The 14,387-nt window shown below is 61.6% G+C and carries 10 protein-coding genes; 2 read left to right on the top strand and 8 right to left on the bottom strand.

Translation table 11 applies throughout. The annotated features are described in order from the left end of the window. Window positions 1-22: 22 nt before the first annotated feature. The 6 genes from mdlC to AB8A50_RS13120 form a co-directional block, all read right to left on the bottom strand. Window positions 23-1,651 (bottom strand): benzoylformate decarboxylase, encoded by a 1,629-nt coding sequence (gene mdlC, locus AB8A50_RS13145; RefSeq protein ID WP_439077920.1) that lies wholly within the window; start codon window positions 1,649-1,651, stop codon window positions 23-25. A 341-nt stretch (window positions 1,652-1,992) separates the two neighbouring features. Next, window positions 1,993-2,844 carry an FAS1-like dehydratase domain-containing protein gene (locus tag AB8A50_RS13140; RefSeq protein ID WP_439077919.1) on the bottom strand — a complete coding sequence of 284 codons (852 nt, stop codon included), beginning with the start codon at window positions 2,842-2,844 and terminating at the stop codon, window positions 1,993-1,995. A 25-nt stretch (window positions 2,845-2,869) separates the two neighbouring features. Then, the gene (locus tag AB8A50_RS13135; protein WP_439077918.1) at window positions 2,870-3,964 is read right to left on the bottom strand and encodes a CaiB/BaiF CoA transferase family protein; all 1,095 of its coding nucleotides are present in this window, start codon (window positions 3,962-3,964) and stop codon (window positions 2,870-2,872) included. Between the two features lie 9 nt (window positions 3,965-3,973). Beyond that, entirely contained in the window at window positions 3,974-5,149 is a 1,176-nt protein-coding gene (locus tag AB8A50_RS13130) for an acyl-CoA dehydrogenase family protein (RefSeq protein WP_089265293.1), read from the bottom strand. Between the two features lie 67 nt (window positions 5,150-5,216). Beyond that, window positions 5,217-6,488, bottom strand: a complete 1,272-nt coding sequence (locus AB8A50_RS13125; protein WP_439077917.1) for a cytochrome P450 — start codon at window positions 6,486-6,488, stop codon at window positions 5,217-5,219. A 48-nt stretch (window positions 6,489-6,536) separates the two neighbouring features. Continuing rightward, entirely contained in the window at window positions 6,537-7,733 is a 1,197-nt protein-coding gene (locus tag AB8A50_RS13120) for a cytochrome P450 (protein ID WP_439079975.1), read from the bottom strand. A gap of 260 nt (window positions 7,734-7,993) precedes the next feature. Here AB8A50_RS13120 and AB8A50_RS13115 point away from each other — a divergent pair, with 260 nt between their 5' ends. After that, a complete protein-coding gene (locus AB8A50_RS13115; protein WP_089265707.1) occupies window positions 7,994-9,166 on the top strand; it encodes an isovaleryl-CoA dehydrogenase in 1,173 nt (390 codons plus the stop codon). 866 nt (window positions 9,167-10,032) lie between these two features. On the opposite strand, the gene AB8A50_RS13110 is transcribed toward AB8A50_RS13115, so the two are convergent. Continuing rightward, window positions 10,033-10,815 carry an SDR family oxidoreductase gene (locus AB8A50_RS13110; RefSeq protein ID WP_439077916.1) on the bottom strand — a complete coding sequence of 261 codons (783 nt, stop codon included), beginning with the start codon at window positions 10,813-10,815 and terminating at the stop codon, window positions 10,033-10,035. Window positions 10,816-10,879: 64 nt separating this feature from the next. Here AB8A50_RS13110 and AB8A50_RS13105 point away from each other — a divergent pair, with 64 nt between their 5' ends. After that, window positions 10,880-12,160 carry a Zn-dependent hydrolase gene (locus tag AB8A50_RS13105; protein WP_439077915.1) on the top strand — a complete coding sequence of 427 codons (1,281 nt, stop codon included), beginning with the start codon at window positions 10,880-10,882 and terminating at the stop codon, window positions 12,158-12,160. Here the strand turns inward: AB8A50_RS13105 and AB8A50_RS13100 are convergent. Then, entirely contained in the window at window positions 12,157-14,145 is a 1,989-nt protein-coding gene (locus tag AB8A50_RS13100; RefSeq protein WP_439077914.1) for a putative bifunctional diguanylate cyclase/phosphodiesterase, read from the bottom strand. The two genes, AB8A50_RS13105 and AB8A50_RS13100, sit on opposite strands and share 4 nt — an antisense overlap. Between the last annotated feature and the right edge of the window lie 242 nt (window positions 14,146-14,387).

The raw sequence follows: 14,387 nt of genomic DNA, 5'->3' as shown, positions 1-14,387 counted from the left end.
CTTCCGTTATGATCCTGTCATATCAATGCTTCTGTCCATAAAGCACGGGAACGGCCGAGTCGACGATGACTTCGACAAGGCTGACGCCCGGATGTTGCAGACTGGCCGCGAAAGCGCCCGCAAGTTCCGATGATTTGCTCACACGCACCGCATGCGCGCCCATGCCTTCCGCCAATTTGACGAAATCCAGACCGGGAAGATCCAGCCCGGGAACATTGCGCACCTGCATCACCTGGCTGAACGAGCGCATCGCGCCGTAACCGGAATTGTTGATAACCACTATGGTTAAAGGCAATTTGCGCTGCGCGGCGGTCCACAGTGCCTGGATCGAATACATCGCCGAGCCATCGCCGATCAGGCAGACGGTGCGCCGATCCGGATAGCCTAGTGCCATGCCGGCAGAGGCGGGGAGGGAGTGGCCGAGACCGCCTGAGGTCATGGTGTAGAAACTGTTGGCGCCGCGCATCGGAAGATACTTCTGCATCGCCGGGCGATGCGAGGGTGCCTCTTCCACCAGCATCGCATCTGCAGGCATGGCCCGCGACAGCGTGTGCAGCAGATAATCTATCGGGATCGGGTCAGCACCTGCGGGCGGCGGCGGCAGGATGCGGCCCTTGGCGACTGCCCGTTTGGTATCGGGCAGCAGCTCAAGTAGCAGCGTCAGCGCCGGCTTCATGGTCGCGATGATGCTGGTACCGATCGGTGCCACGGCGGCGGAGTCCGCATCATCGGTGATCTGGAAGATCGTGGTATCGCCGTCGAAGATCGCGGCATGACCTTCGACGTGGAAGGTGAATACCGGCGCGCCGATCACGACGACCAGATCGTGTTCGCGTAGCGCGTCGGAGAGTTGTGCCGGCGACGCATGCAGGAACCCCGCAAATTGCGGATGAAGTTCCGGGAAACTGCAACGCGCCGAGAACGGACTGACCCAGACGGCGGCCTTCGTTTTCTCAGCAACGCTGACCATGAGATCGACGGCGTTTGCGCGGTCGATGCCGGGGCCGACGATCAATGCAGGGTTCTTGCTTGTGTTGAGTGCGGCGACGAGTTCCTGCATCGCCTTGGGATCTGGCCCGAGCTCGCGGCTCACATAACGTGCTTCAAGAGGTTGGGCCTGATGCGTCCAGTCGTCGATCGGCACCGACACGAAAGTCGGTCCGCAAGGCGGCTGCATCGCGACATAATAGGCGCGGGCGATCGCGGCGGGCACATCCTCTGCACGCGCAGGCTCGACGCTGTATTTTACATAGGGCCGCGGAAATTCCGACGCGCGCTCGGCATAGAGAAACGCCTGCAGCGGCAGGATGCTGCGCGCCTGCTGGCCGGCGGTGATGACCATCGGCGTTTGGTTGCGATGCGCGGTGTAGATATTGCCCAGCGCATGGCCGACGCCGGCGGCCGAATGTAGGTTGACGAAAGCGGCATTGCGCGTCGCCTGCGCATAGCCATCGGCCATGCCGATCACGGAGGCTTCCTGCAGGCCGAGCACGTAATCGATATCGCCCGGCCAGTCGGACAGAAACGGCAGTTCCGTCGAGCCGGGATTGCCAAAGACTTTGGTGATGCCGAAGCCGCGCAGAAGGTTCAGCGTGGCGTCTTTGACACTGACGGGAGTACGGGCGGCGGTTGTCTTGCTGTCGCGGGCCAAGGTCGTTTCCTCACGGGATCGGGCAGTGGTCTGCCGTGTGTTGTTGACTCATCAACAGCAGGAGGGGGCCGGGAGTCAATCCGGGAGGAGGGGGCAAAACCGCGCCGACCAGGCGGAGGCGCGCCGTCGCTCCCTCTCCCCGCATCTTGCGCGGGGAGAGGGGTGGGGTGAGGGGCGGGGCACATAGCCCGCGAAAGGCTGGGGAGATTGCGGATCGAAAAGTCGAGATCCGATAGGTGAGGCCACTGGGTCTCTATAGCGTGCGGCCCCTCACCCGCCGCGAAGTCGCGGCGACCTCTCCCCGCATTGCGGGGAGAGGTTAGGTCAGAGCGTCGCTGCGATTACCAGCTCGCGGTCGCCTTCATGGTCGGCGCGCCCTGATGGTTCGCCGTCCAGACGTCGAGCCCGTCCGCTGTCTCGTTCGCATTCACCGAAAAATCCGCGCCGTCGAACAGTGGTGACACGCCGCGATAGCTGAATTTCGCCGGCGCCTTGCCGCCCTTCAGCTTGGCGGCGAACTCCACCAGCAGGGCCGCTTGCAGCGGCCCATGAAACACGAGGCCCGGATAGAATTCGACCTTGGTGACATAGTCGCGGTCGTAATGGATGCGGTGACCGTTGAAGGTCAGCGCCGAATAGCGAAACAGCAGCACGGGATCGGCGTAATGCGTCTCCTGATGCTTGGCCGCAGGGACCTCCTTCGGCGCGGGGGCCGGGGGCGCCATGCTGGTCGGCATGGCGCGATAGACGATGTCCTGACGCTCGCGGATGGCGAGGCCGCGCTTGGTGGTGATCAGGTGCTCGACATTGACGAAGCACAGCGCGCCGGTCGAGCCGGTCTTGAGGTTGACGTCGAGGATCTTCGAGGAGCGCGTGACCTCGTCGCCGACAAGCAACGGTTCGATGAACTGCACTTCACCGCCCGCCCACATGCGACGCGGCAGCGGCACAGGCGGGAGAAACCCGCCGCGCGCCGGGTGACCGTCGGGGCCGAGCTTGTCCATCGCGGCGACGGGCTGCGCCAGGCACCACTGCGTCGTGAACGGCGCGGCATCGCCCGGCTTCGGCGTGCCGATGTCGAGGAACAACGTGGCGCGCAGGCCCTTTACGAGCTGCGCAGTCACGACGTCGGAGGCCTCGTCGGTGCGACCGATCCACTGCTTGAGATGATCGATGTCGAGCTTGTCGGTCATGACGACCTCCATCTGATCTTGAAGATTATTTCTGCACTTCGCCGATGCCGGGCACGGCGCCATAGCTGCGCGGTGCATCGACCCAGATCGCGGCCGGCGCCGGATAGGACACTTCGCCATTCGGTGTGTTCACCGTGATGCGGCGCAGATGCGGATGGGTGGTGAGATCCGCCATGGTGTTCACTTCCGCAAACGCGATGTCGGCATCCGTTAGCCGCTTCAGCAGTTCGTCGCGGCTGAGCGATCCAAAGATGTCGGAGACTGTCTGGTCGGTGAAGGCGCGGTTGCGCACGCGCTCGACGCCGTTGACCAGGCGTGGGTCGCTGGCCAGCGCGGGATCGCCGAGCACCTTGGCGCAGAGGATCTTCCATTCGCGCTCGCTCTGGATCGAGATCAGGATGTCCTTGCCGTCCCTGGAGCGAAACACGCCATAGGGCGCGATGGAGGGATGCGCGAGGCCCATGCGCTTCGGCTCGTTGCCGGCTTCGGCATTGAGCAGCGGCACGGTGAGCCAGTCGGCCATCACATCGAACATCGAGATGCGGATATCGGCGCCTTCGCCAGTCACCGAACGGCCGATCAGCGCTTCCAGGATCGCCGCATGCGCGGCGGCGCCGGTGGCGACATCGACGATGGAGACGCCGACGCGCGACGGGCCTTCGGGGCCGCCGGTGATGGAGGCGAGTCCGCTCTCTGCCTGGATCAGCAGGTCATAGGCCTTGCGATGGGCATAGGGGCCGGTGTCGCCATAGCCGGTGATGGTGGCGCAGATCAGCCGCGGATAATCCTTGCGCAGCCGCTCGCGGGTGAAACCGAGCTTGTCCATCGAGCCGGGCTTGAGGTTCTGGATCAGCACGTCGGCGGTGGCGATCAGCTCTTCCATGGCCTTGCGGCCGTCCGGCGTGGCGAGATCAACGACGACGGAATCCTTGCCGCGGTTGAGCCAGACGAAGTAGCTGCTCTGGCCCTTCGCCGCGGCGTCATAGCCACGGGCAAAGTCGCCTTCGGGGCGCTCGATCTTGATGACATGCGCGCCGGCATCCGCGAGCCGCGAACTGCAGAATGGTGCGGCCACCGCCTGTTCAACGGCGATGACGGTCAGTCCCTTGAGCGGCAGCATGTGTCTATCTCAATACGAGCGCGGCATGCCGAGCACATGCTCGGCCACGAAGGACAGGATCAGGTTGGTCGAGATCGGCGCCACCTGATACAGACGGGTCTCGCGGAATTTGCGCTCGACGTCGTATTCCTCGGCAAATCCAAAACCGCCATGAGTCTGGATACAGGCATTGGCCGCTTCGAAGGACGCATCGGCGGCGAGCATCTTGGCCATGTTGGCCTCGGCGCCGCATTCCATGCCGGCTTCGTATTTGCGCAGCGCTTCCTTCACCATCAGCTCGGCCGCGCGCATATTCGCATAGGCCTTGGCGATGGGAAACTGGATGCCCTGATTCTGGCCGATCGGGCGGCCGAACACCTGACGCTCCTTGGCATAGGCCGACGCCTTGGCGATGAACCACTTGGCATCGCCGACGCATTCGCTGGCGATCAGGATGCGTTCGGCATTCATGCCGGAGAGGATGTAGCGGAAGCCCTTGCCCTCTTCGCCGATCAGGTTTTCCGCCGGCACCTTCATGTCGGTGAAGAACACTTCGGTGGTGGCGTGGTTCATCATGGTGCGGATCGGGCGGATCTCGAGGCCGTTCTTTTTGGCCTCTTTCATGTCCACCAGAAACACCGACAGGCCGTCGGTGCGCTTCGCCGCCTGTTCCTTCGGCGTGGTGCGCGCGAGCAGCACCATCAGGTCGGAATATTCGGCGCGGCTGGTCCAGATCTTCTGGCCGTTGACGATGTAGTCGCCGTTGTCGTCCTTCTTCGCCACCGTCTTCAGCGAGGATGTGTCCGTGCCCGAGGTCGGCTCGGTGACGCCGAAGGCCTGCAGGCGAACTTCGCCACTGGCGATCTTCGGCAGCCACTTGGCCTTCTGCTCGTCATTGCCATGACGCAGCACCGTGCCCATCGTATACATCTGCGCGTGGCAGCCGCCGCCATTGCAACCGGCGCGCTGGATCTCTTCCAGGATCGCCGCTGCTGCGGAGAGCTTGAGGCCGGAGCCGCCATATTCCTCGGGGATCAGAACCGACAGGTAGCCGGCTTCCGTCAGTGCATCGACGAAAGCCTTCGGATAGGCCATTTCGCGGTCGAGCTTGCGCCAGTATTCACCGGGGAACTGTGCACACAATTTGGCAACGGCATCGCGGATATCGTGGAATTCGTCCTGTTCCGCGGGATGGTGTTTCGTCAAGGAATTGAGCTTCTCTTCTTGAGGGGAAAATTATGAATCCTGACCGGCATTACGAAATCCTCCGGTCTTACGTAATTTTAACCGGGAGGGTCTCGTAGCCTTTAACGAAGCTCGAATACACGCGCTTGGGTTCCCCCACAACTTCGATGTTCTCGAACCGTTTCAGTATCTCCTCCCAAACGATCCTCAATTGCAACTCCGCCAGGCGCATGCCCACGCAGCGGTGTATGCCAAAACCGAATGACAGGTGAATCTTGGGCCGCGCGCGGTCGATGATAAATTCGTTCGGGCGCTCGATCACCTCCTCGTCGCGGTTGCCCGAGACGTACCACATCACCACCCGGTCGCCCTTTTTGATAGTCTTGCCGCCGAGTTCAGTATCTTGCATGGCGGTACGGCGCATATGCGCCAGCGGCGTCTGCCAGCGGATCACTTCGGGGACCATGGTCTCGATGAGCGACGGATTGTCGCGCAACTTCTGATACTGGTCGGGGTTCTCGTTCAGCGCCAGCACCGAACCGGTCATGGTGTTGCGGGTGGTATCGTTGCCGCCAACGATCAGCAGGATGATATTGCCCATCAGCGTGTCGGGATCCATGAAGCGTGTGGCGTCGCTATGCGCCATCATGGAAATCAGGTCATTCCGTGGGTCGGAATTCACGCGCTCATTCCAGAGTTTCTGGAAATAGGCGGCGCATTCGTCCATCTCGCGGCGGCGCTCTTCCTCCGACGACACGATGCCACTTTTTGGCAGCGCTGTGGACACGTCCGACCAGCGCGTCAGCTTGCGGCGCTCCTCCCACGGGAAGTCGAACAGGGTCGCAAGCATCTGCGTGGTGAGTTCGACAGAGACGCGTTCGACCCAGTCGAAGGTCTCGCCGCGCGGCAATCCGTCGAGCACCTTGCACACGCGCCCACGGATCAGCACTGCCATCTCGTCGAGATGATCAGGCGTGAACATCGGCGTCACGGTCTTGCGCTGTGCGCTGTGCTTCGGCTCATCCATGGCGATGAAGCTCGGCCAGTCATAACCTTCCGGCACATCGCGGATCGCGATGCCGCCATGCTTCACGTCGGACGAGAAGATGCCGTGATTGGTGTCGACATGCATGATGTCGTGATACTTGGTCACCGACCAGTAGGGCTCGATCGGTGCATTGGTGCAGTAATGCACCGGCTCTTCCTTGCGCAACCGTTCGAAGAACGGCCACAGCGTATCGGTCGCGAACAATTTCGGCGCGCCGGGATGGAAATCCTTCAGCAGCGTCGAATGGGCGATCTCGCGCGCGACGCGCTGGATCTCGGCTTTGTCAGGATTGATCCTGGCTTGGATATTCATGGCGTCTGCTCTCCAAAAAATCGATCCTGAGCCGTCGCGGTCGCTGGTTCAGCCAGCGATCCGCACGGGCAGTGTTTCATAACCCTTCACGAAGCTCGAAAAGACGCGGCGCGGCTCGCCGACGACTTCGATCCTGTCGAAGCGCTTCACGATCTCTTCCCACACAATCTTCAATTGAAGTTCGGCAAGTCTGAGGCCGACGCAGCGGTGAATGCCGAAGCCGAATGACAGATGGCGGTTCGGCCTGATGCGGTCGATGATGAATTCGTTGGGGTTTTCGATGACCTCGTCATCGCGATTGCCCGAGACGTACCACATTACGACCTTGTCACCCTTCCTGATCTGCTTGCCGCCGAGCTCGGTGTCCTGCACCGCCGTGCGCCGCATATGTGCCAGCGGCGTCTGCCAGCGGATGATCTCCGGCACCATGCTCTCGATCAGCGCCGGGTTGGCGCGCAGCTTGTCATATTCACCGGGGAATTGATTGAGTGCGTAGACGCCGCCAGACATCGAGTTGCGCGTGGTGTCGTTGCCGCCCACGATCAGCAGAATGATGTTGCCGAGAAAGCTCTCGGGGTCGAGATGCCGCGTGGCCTCGCTATGCGCCATCATCGATATCAGGTCGCTCTTTGGCGGCGCATTGAGGCGCTCCTGAAACAACCGGCCGAAATACTCACCGCATTCGCGCAGTTCTCTCTGCCGCTCCAGCTCGGCCTCCGGCGTGGGTGGCAACATGGTGGCGACATCCGACCAGTGGGTGAGCTTGCGGCGCTCCTCCCAGGGAAAGTCGAACAGGGTCGCCAGCATCTGTGTGGTCAATTCGATCGACACGCGATCGACCCAGTCGAAGGTCTCGTTGCGGGGCAGGGAGTCCAGCACCTCGGCAGTGCGACTGCGGATCAGGCTCGAAAGCTCGTCCATGTGGTGAGGTGCAAACATCGGCGCCACCGTCTTGCGCTGGGCGCTGTGATGCGGCGGATCGGTGGCAATGAACATCGGCCGGCGAAACTGCACACCGGCGTCGCGAATGGTGATGCCGCCGAAAGCCGCGGCGGAAGAGTAGGTGGCGTGATTGGTCTCGACCTGCATGATGTCGTTGTACTTGGTCACCGACCAATACGGTCCGAACATGCTGTCCTTGCAGTAGTGGACGGGATCCTCGCGGCGCAGCCGTTCGAAATAGGGCCAGAATGTATCGGTGCGGAACAGTTCGGGGTTGCCGGGATCGAACTCATCGAGCGGCATCCCGTAAGCTTGGGCGTGAGCGGCGGCTTGGGCGGATTCGTTGCTGTCGGAATCCTGGACGCGATCGAGCATCGGTTCTCTCCCCTGGCATGCCTTCCGTGGTTGGTCCCGGAGGGCTTATTTGGATGAATTACAACCCGTTGCGGGGCCAAGAGCAAGGACCACTTTATGCCTCTTCTCAGCCCGTTCGGCCCGTGACATGGTGATTTCAATCAACAAAATCGGTGCGCTTGCGCGCCGTTCTGACCGGAGGCGACCCTGTGATTGCGAACGCTCAACGGATGTTCAATTTCGATCTCGGCGAGACTGCGGACGCGATTCGCGAGACCGTGCGTGACTTCTCCCAGAACGAGATCGCGCCGCGCGCCGAAGCCATCGACAAGACCAACCAGTTTCCGCTCGATCTCTGGCCCAAGATTGGCGCGCTCGGCCTGCACGGTATCACGGTGGAGGAAGAGTTCGGCGGCGCCGGGCTCGGCTATCTCGAACACGTTATCGCGGTAGAAGAGATTTCGCGCGCCTCGGCGTCGGTGGGACTGTCCTATGGCGCGCATTCCAACCTCTGCGTCAATCAACTCCGCCGCAACGGTAATGAAGCACAGAAGCGCAAATATCTGCCGAAGCTGATCTCGGGCGAACATGTGGGATCCCTCGCGATGTCCGAGCCGGGCTCGGGCTCGGACGTGGTGTCGATGAAGACCCGCGCCGACAAGAAGGGTGACCGCTACGTTCTCAACGGCAACAAGATGTGGATCACCAATGGCCCGGTGGCGCAGACGCTGGTGGTCTATGCCAAGACCGATCCGGCTGCCGGCCCGCGCGGTATCACCGCCTTCATCATCGAAAAGGGCATGAAGGGTTTTTCGACGGCGCAGAAACTCGACAAGCTGGGCATGCGCGGCTCGGATACTTGCGAACTCGTCTTCGAGGATTGCGAGGTGCCCGAGGAGAACGTGCTCGCCGAGGTCGGTCGCGGCGTCAATGTCCTGATGTCCGGCCTCGATTATGAGCGCGCGGTGCTCGCGGCAGGCCCGCTGGGGATCATGCAAGCCTGTCTCGACGTCGCGCAGCCTTATGTGCACGAGCGCAAACAGTTCGGCGAGCCGATCGGCAACTTCCAGCTGGTGCAGGGCAAGATCGCAGATATGTATGTCGCGCTGAGTTCGGCGCGCGCTTACGTCTATGCGGTGGCGAAAGCCTGTGATCGCGGCGAGACCACCCGCGAGGATGCCGCCGGCGCCATCCTCTATGCGTCGGAACGCGCCACGCAATGCGCGCTCGATGCGATCCAGCTGCTCGGCGGCAATGGCTATATCAACGACTATCCCACCGGCCGCCTGCTGCGCGACGCCAAACTCTACGAGATCGGCGCCGGCACCAGCGAGATCAGGCGGATGCTGATCGGGCGGGAGTTGTTCGCGAAGAACGGGTGAGGTTTTCACGCCGTCATTTCGGGACGTGCGCCTTGGCTCGTCATTCCGGGGCAGGACGGACCGCGGAGCGGGCCGGACTGAGCCGAGTTTCCACTGTCATTCCGGGGCGCGCGTCGCCGGCGAAGCCGGCAGAGCGCGAACCCGGAATTCCGACGTGTTTTGCGCTGAACATGTCGAGATTCCGGGTTCACGTGCGCGAAGACGCGCCCGCGCCCCGGAATGACAGGGTGGGGCGGGAAGACAGCGCCCAAACATTTTTTCCTATTTCCCGTTGACAACATCCCCGTCAGGTTTATATTCCCCTTCGTCCTGCCCCACCGAGAGGGGCGATCGCGATCGTCACGTTCGCGGGGTGGGATGCGGTGGACGCCGGAGATGCGGCGTCACGCGGTTCATGGGGTAACGTCTGTCTTCGGGCAGGACGGATTTGCGCCAGCACTGCCACTGGCAAGGAGACGGCCGACCTTGAGATGGAAAGATCCCTGGACAGTGTGACGGACGACCAAATCGAAACGCGTTCGGCCAAGTGCTTTGCGGCTACCCTGTCCCTCCGCCCTGGGACATTAATTTTGGTGATGGGACCGTTCGCCATGGCAGATGTGCAGGCAACCGAAAAAACACCGCAGGCGGAACGTCGGGCACTTGCTCGGCGCCTCCGAAAGTCCTGATGCACTCACAATTGCGGAAGACCGCATCGCATCAGGCCCAAGGGTGCAACGGGCACCCGGCGTTCCGCACGCCCTCTCACAAGGGGGCGGGAATGCAAAACACGACGGCGCCCCCCGCGCCGCAAACAATGGGGGCGATGACGCATGTCTGCAAAGCAGTGGCTGTTTGACAATCAAATCAGACCACTGTCACGACGCTCACATGGCCAGGAACGAGCGATTCCAGGTCGGGCTGATCAGCACCTCATTTATACAGACATGCGGCGGCATGCTGGCGATGAAGGCGATGGTCTTGCCGAGATCGTCCGGCTGCAGCATCCGCGCCATCACCTCGTCACTCGGCGGCACCGGACGGTTCTTCATGATGTCAGTGGCGACTTCGCCGGGCGAGAGACAGCAGGCGCGCAAGCCGTTGACGCATTCGTCCATGTTGAAGGAATGGGTCAGCGCCAGCACCGCATGTTTGGTGGCGGTGTAGGCTGGTCCCGTCATCTTGGAGACAATGCGCCCCGCCCATGAGGCGACATTGATGATGCAGCCGTCCTTCTGCGCGCGCATCGCCGGCAGCACCGCGCGCATGCAATACATCACGCCATTGAGATTGATGTCGACGATCTGCTCCCAGCCGTCCTGGGTGACGTCTTCCCAGCTCCGCTTCGGCAGGTTGACGCCGGCGCTGTTCACCAGGAGGTCGATACGGCCATGTTTGGCGAGGATCGCCTGCGCCACCTTGTTGACATCGTCGGCATTGCTGACATCCAGCGCCATTGCTTCAACCGGCTTGCCGCCGGCGCCGAGTTCATCGGCGACGCCCTTCAGCACATCGGCCCGGCGGCCGGAAATGACCACCGTCCAGCCATCCGCCAGCAGCGCCGCTGCGCTCGCCTTGCCGATTCCGGTGCCGCCGCCGGTCACCCATGCGATCCTGGTCTTGCTGCTCACGATTTTCTCCCTGATCGTTTCTTGCTTCTCGATGTCCATCGTCTTGCTTCACGATGGCCAAAGTGTTCAACAATAATCGCGCCGGCGCCAGTGCCGCCAACTCATGAGCCTCATGCCGATCATGCCGACCGACACCAAACCGCCCATCGATCAGAACCGCCTCTGGGACGACCATATGGCGCTGGCCGCCATCACCGATCCCGACAAGCCATGGACGCGGCGATCGTTCTCGCAGCGTTTTCTCGATGGGCGCGCCTGGCTGCGCGAGCAATTCATTGCTGCTGGCATGACTGTGCGCATGGATGCCGGCGCCAACATGATCGCCCGGCTGGAAGGCAGCGTTCCGGGCCTGCCGCCGATCATGCTCGGCTCGCATTCCGACACGGTGCCATCCGGCGGCCGCTTCGACGGCATTTCCGGCATCCTGACGGCGCTGGAAGCCGTGCGTGCGCTGCAGGCGTCCGGCTACAAGCCCCGGCATCCGATCGAGATCGTCGATTTCCTCGCCGAGGAGCCCAGCGAATACGGTATGTCCTGCGTCGGCAGCCGCGCCATGGTCGGCGAGCTCGATGCCAGGATGCTGACTTACACCAACGCAGCAGGCGAAACTTTGGCCGATGCCATCAAGCGCGTCGGCGGTGATCCTGCCGCCATCGCCGCGATGCAGAAGCCGGAATTCGTTGGCTATCTCGAATTGCACATCGAGCAGGGCGTGGTGCTGGAAAGCAAGAAGCTCGATCTCGGTCTCGTCACGGGGATCGCCGGCATCACCCGCGTCGAGATCGTGCTGAAGGGCGCCGCCGATCATGCCGGCTCGACGCTGATGGAATATCGCAGGGATGCGAGTCTTCCCGCCGCCGAACTCGTGCTGCTGGTCGCGCAGCAGGCCAATGCCTTTGCCGCGCGCAAACAAGGCCACTTCGTCGCCACCACAGGGATCCTTGAGATCAGTCCGAATGCCGCGAATGTCGTGCCCGGCGGTGCGCGCATGATCCTCGATATTCGCGCAGAGAAGGCCGCGCTGGTCGATGAATTCGTGGCACTGCTCGACCGCGAGAGCCTCGCCATCGCAGGGCGAGCCAAGGTCGAACGCGAACGTTTCGCGTTGATTTCGCAAAATCCTCCCGCGCCTTGCGACGATCACCTGCTCGATGTTCTCGGGCGTAGCGCTGCCAAGCTCGGCTATTCCACGACGCGGCTGGCGTCGGGCGCCGGTCACGACGCGGCTTTCATGTCGCATATCGGCCGCAGCGCGATGCTGTTCATTCCGTCAAAGGACGGCAAGAGCCATTGCCCGGAGGAATGGTCGGAGCCCGAGCAACTGGCCGTCGGCGCGGCGACGCTGTTCGAGGCGGTGCGGCTGCTCGACGGACAGAACGACTAGCTGGCGGTGCGTTCGGCCAGCACGCCGTGTTGAACGGAGGCCAGATAATCGCCGACCTGCTCGATGCCCATGGGCTTGGCGAAGAAGTAGCCCTGCATGAAACGGCAGTTCTCCTTGCGCAGGAAGTCGACCTGTTCGTCGCTCTCGACGCCTTCGACGATGCAGTCGTGACCGAGGCCGTTGCACAGTCCGAGCATGGTGCGCAGGATCAGGCGCGCAGCAGAATCCGTCTCGATCTTGCTGATGAAGCTGCGATCGATCTTGACCTTGTCCAGCGGCAATTCGCGGATGCAGCTTAGGCTCGAATAGCCGGTGCCGAAATCGTCCAGCGAGATGCGGGCGCCCAGGGCCTTCAGGGCATTCAGCGCTTCGGTCGCCTGTGCGAGATTCCCCATCACGGCCGTCTCGGTAATCTCGAAGTCGATACGGCTGGCCTTCACTTTGCTTTGCTGGACAACAGCAATGATCTTGAGGATCGACAGGGGAGAGGCGACGTCGACCGCAGAGAGGTTGAACGAAATCCGGACATGCTCCGGCCATGTCGCTGCACCTTCAAGGGCCTTGCGCAGCAGCAACGGGGTCAACTGGCCGATCATGCCTGAGCGCTCGGCGGCGACAATGAAGCTCATCGGTGGAACATTGCCGAGCTCCGGGCTCTTCCAGCGTGCCAGGGCTTCGAAGCTCGCGGGCTGTTGTGTTTCTGCGTCGATGATCGGCTGGTAGGCGATCCACAATTCCCGTTCGAGGTCGGCACTGGCCAGGGCCCGACTCACAGAGGAGGCCTCGCGGATATCGGCTTCGTGTTCTGCAGAAAACCGAACGGCCTTGCCACGCTTGTGCTGCTTGGCAAAGAACAGCGCGTAATCGGCGCGCTCGAACAAATCCTGCGCGGTCCTGGCTGTGTCCGGAAATTCCGCATATCCGATCGAGCAGCTGATGCTAACTGTAATGTTATCAATCTCGAACGGGATGTCGAACAGGTTCTCGATGCTCTCTTCCGCCTCAACAATCGCGTCCGGGTCGAGCAATTGGTCGCTGAACATGACGAATTCGTCGCCGCCCAGTCTGCCCAGAAACACGTGAGGGGCGAGATGTGCACGCAGTCTGTCTGCGACTTCGACCAGCAAGCGATCACCCGTGTGGTGCCCATGGATGTCGTTGATCGGCTTGAAGCCGTCAAGATCCAGGATACCGAGCAGCAGGCCGCCGCTACTGTGCTCAGTGTTGACAATGCCGCGCTCGAGCTCGGCAAAGAAGTTCCGGCGATTGGGGAGACCGGTGAGGCTGTCGATATTCGAATTCCGGAAATTCTTGTCGCTCAGCACCTGCAGTTCAGCCTGCTTGATACGCAGCGCCTTCTCCGAATTCACCCGCTTCTCGAAGTCGGAGTAATTGCCGAGCAGCATGAAGAGAACGGCCCCGATAACCACGACGAAGTTGAAGGCGATGGAGACGAAGACGACATTGTCGCTGGAGCCGAAAAAGAACGCGAAAGGCACGACAACCAGCGCCATTACGATCAGCGCTGCCGCGCGCAGATGCATGAGGCAGAAACCGCAGCCGATCGATGTGACGGCCATAAAGAACGCAACGTGGCTTTTGCTATAGGCGTCGCCATAGGGAAACAGGCTGAGGCTCCAGGCAGTGAACGCGACGCCGAGAATGCCTGCAAAGATGATCGAGCCGGTGAGCTTCTCGACGGCCTGATTGAGTGACAGCGTGGTGTTCCGCGCTCTCAGCCAGCTCAGTATCCGGATCACACAGATTGCATCGAATGCAGCAGGGAGATAGACGGTAAGCAGATGTGGCGCAGTACCATAAAAGGTGATCGCAAGTGCCGTCGTGTTGACGACCACCAGCGCATACATCATCGGCACCTGACGGGTGAAGGCAGCGAGTTTCGCTTCCACCAGTTCGGGGTTTTCGCGCGGCACGCGGAAGATCGTTCCGATTTGTGATGCCGCCATTTCGAAGTAGTTCAGCATCGTACCGTCCTGGACTCTGCACTGGTAAGTTAGATACCTATCGCAACTTCTTTAAGATTGGCCTGCCTCGGTTGTCTAAAGTTCGAGCGAGTAACCAATTGTTCTGATTGGTGTATTTTCTTCTGTTTGCGATGGTGCAGGTGCGAAAAGGTCGGGGGTGGTATTAAGAAACCGACCTTGCGTCAGCGACATCGCAGCGGCATGAGGTTGAAGAAGGTCCATTCGCCGTGGGTGAGAGGAAG

Origin of the sequence: Tardiphaga sp. 841_E9_N1_2 (assembly GCF_051811065.1) — a bacterium.
In the GTDB taxonomy this organism is placed as follows: domain Bacteria; phylum Pseudomonadota; class Alphaproteobacteria; order Rhizobiales; family Xanthobacteraceae; genus Tardiphaga; species Tardiphaga robiniae.
This window is presented reverse-complemented; position numbering and strand designations above follow the sequence as displayed.

What these genes read in the sequence shown, in the direction of transcription:
- AB8A50_RS13140 (WP_439077919.1), bottom strand. Translation starts at nt 2,844, where the DNA reads ATGACCGACAAGCTCGACATCGATCATCTCAAGCAGTGGATCGGTCGC.
- AB8A50_RS13135 (WP_439077918.1), bottom strand. Translation starts at nt 3,964, where the DNA reads ATGCTGCCGCTCAAGGGACTGACCGTCATCGCCGTTGAACAGGCGGTG.
- AB8A50_RS13125 (WP_439077917.1), bottom strand. Translation starts at nt 6,488, where the DNA reads ATGAATATCCAAGCCAGGATCAATCCTGACAAAGCCGAGATCCAGCGC.
- AB8A50_RS13120 (WP_439079975.1), bottom strand. Translation starts at nt 7,733, where the DNA reads ATGCCGCTCGATGAGTTCGATCCCGGCAACCCCGAACTGTTCCGCACC.
- AB8A50_RS13110 (WP_439077916.1), bottom strand. Translation starts at nt 10,815, where the DNA reads ATGGACATCGAGAAGCAAGAAACGATCAGGGAGAAAATCGTGAGCAGC.
- AB8A50_RS13105 (WP_439077915.1), top strand. Translation starts at nt 10,880, where the DNA reads ATGAGCCTCATGCCGATCATGCCGACCGACACCAAACCGCCCATCGAT.
- AB8A50_RS13100 (WP_439077914.1), bottom strand. Translation starts at nt 14,145, where the DNA reads ATGCTGAACTACTTCGAAATGGCGGCATCACAAATCGGAACGATCTTC.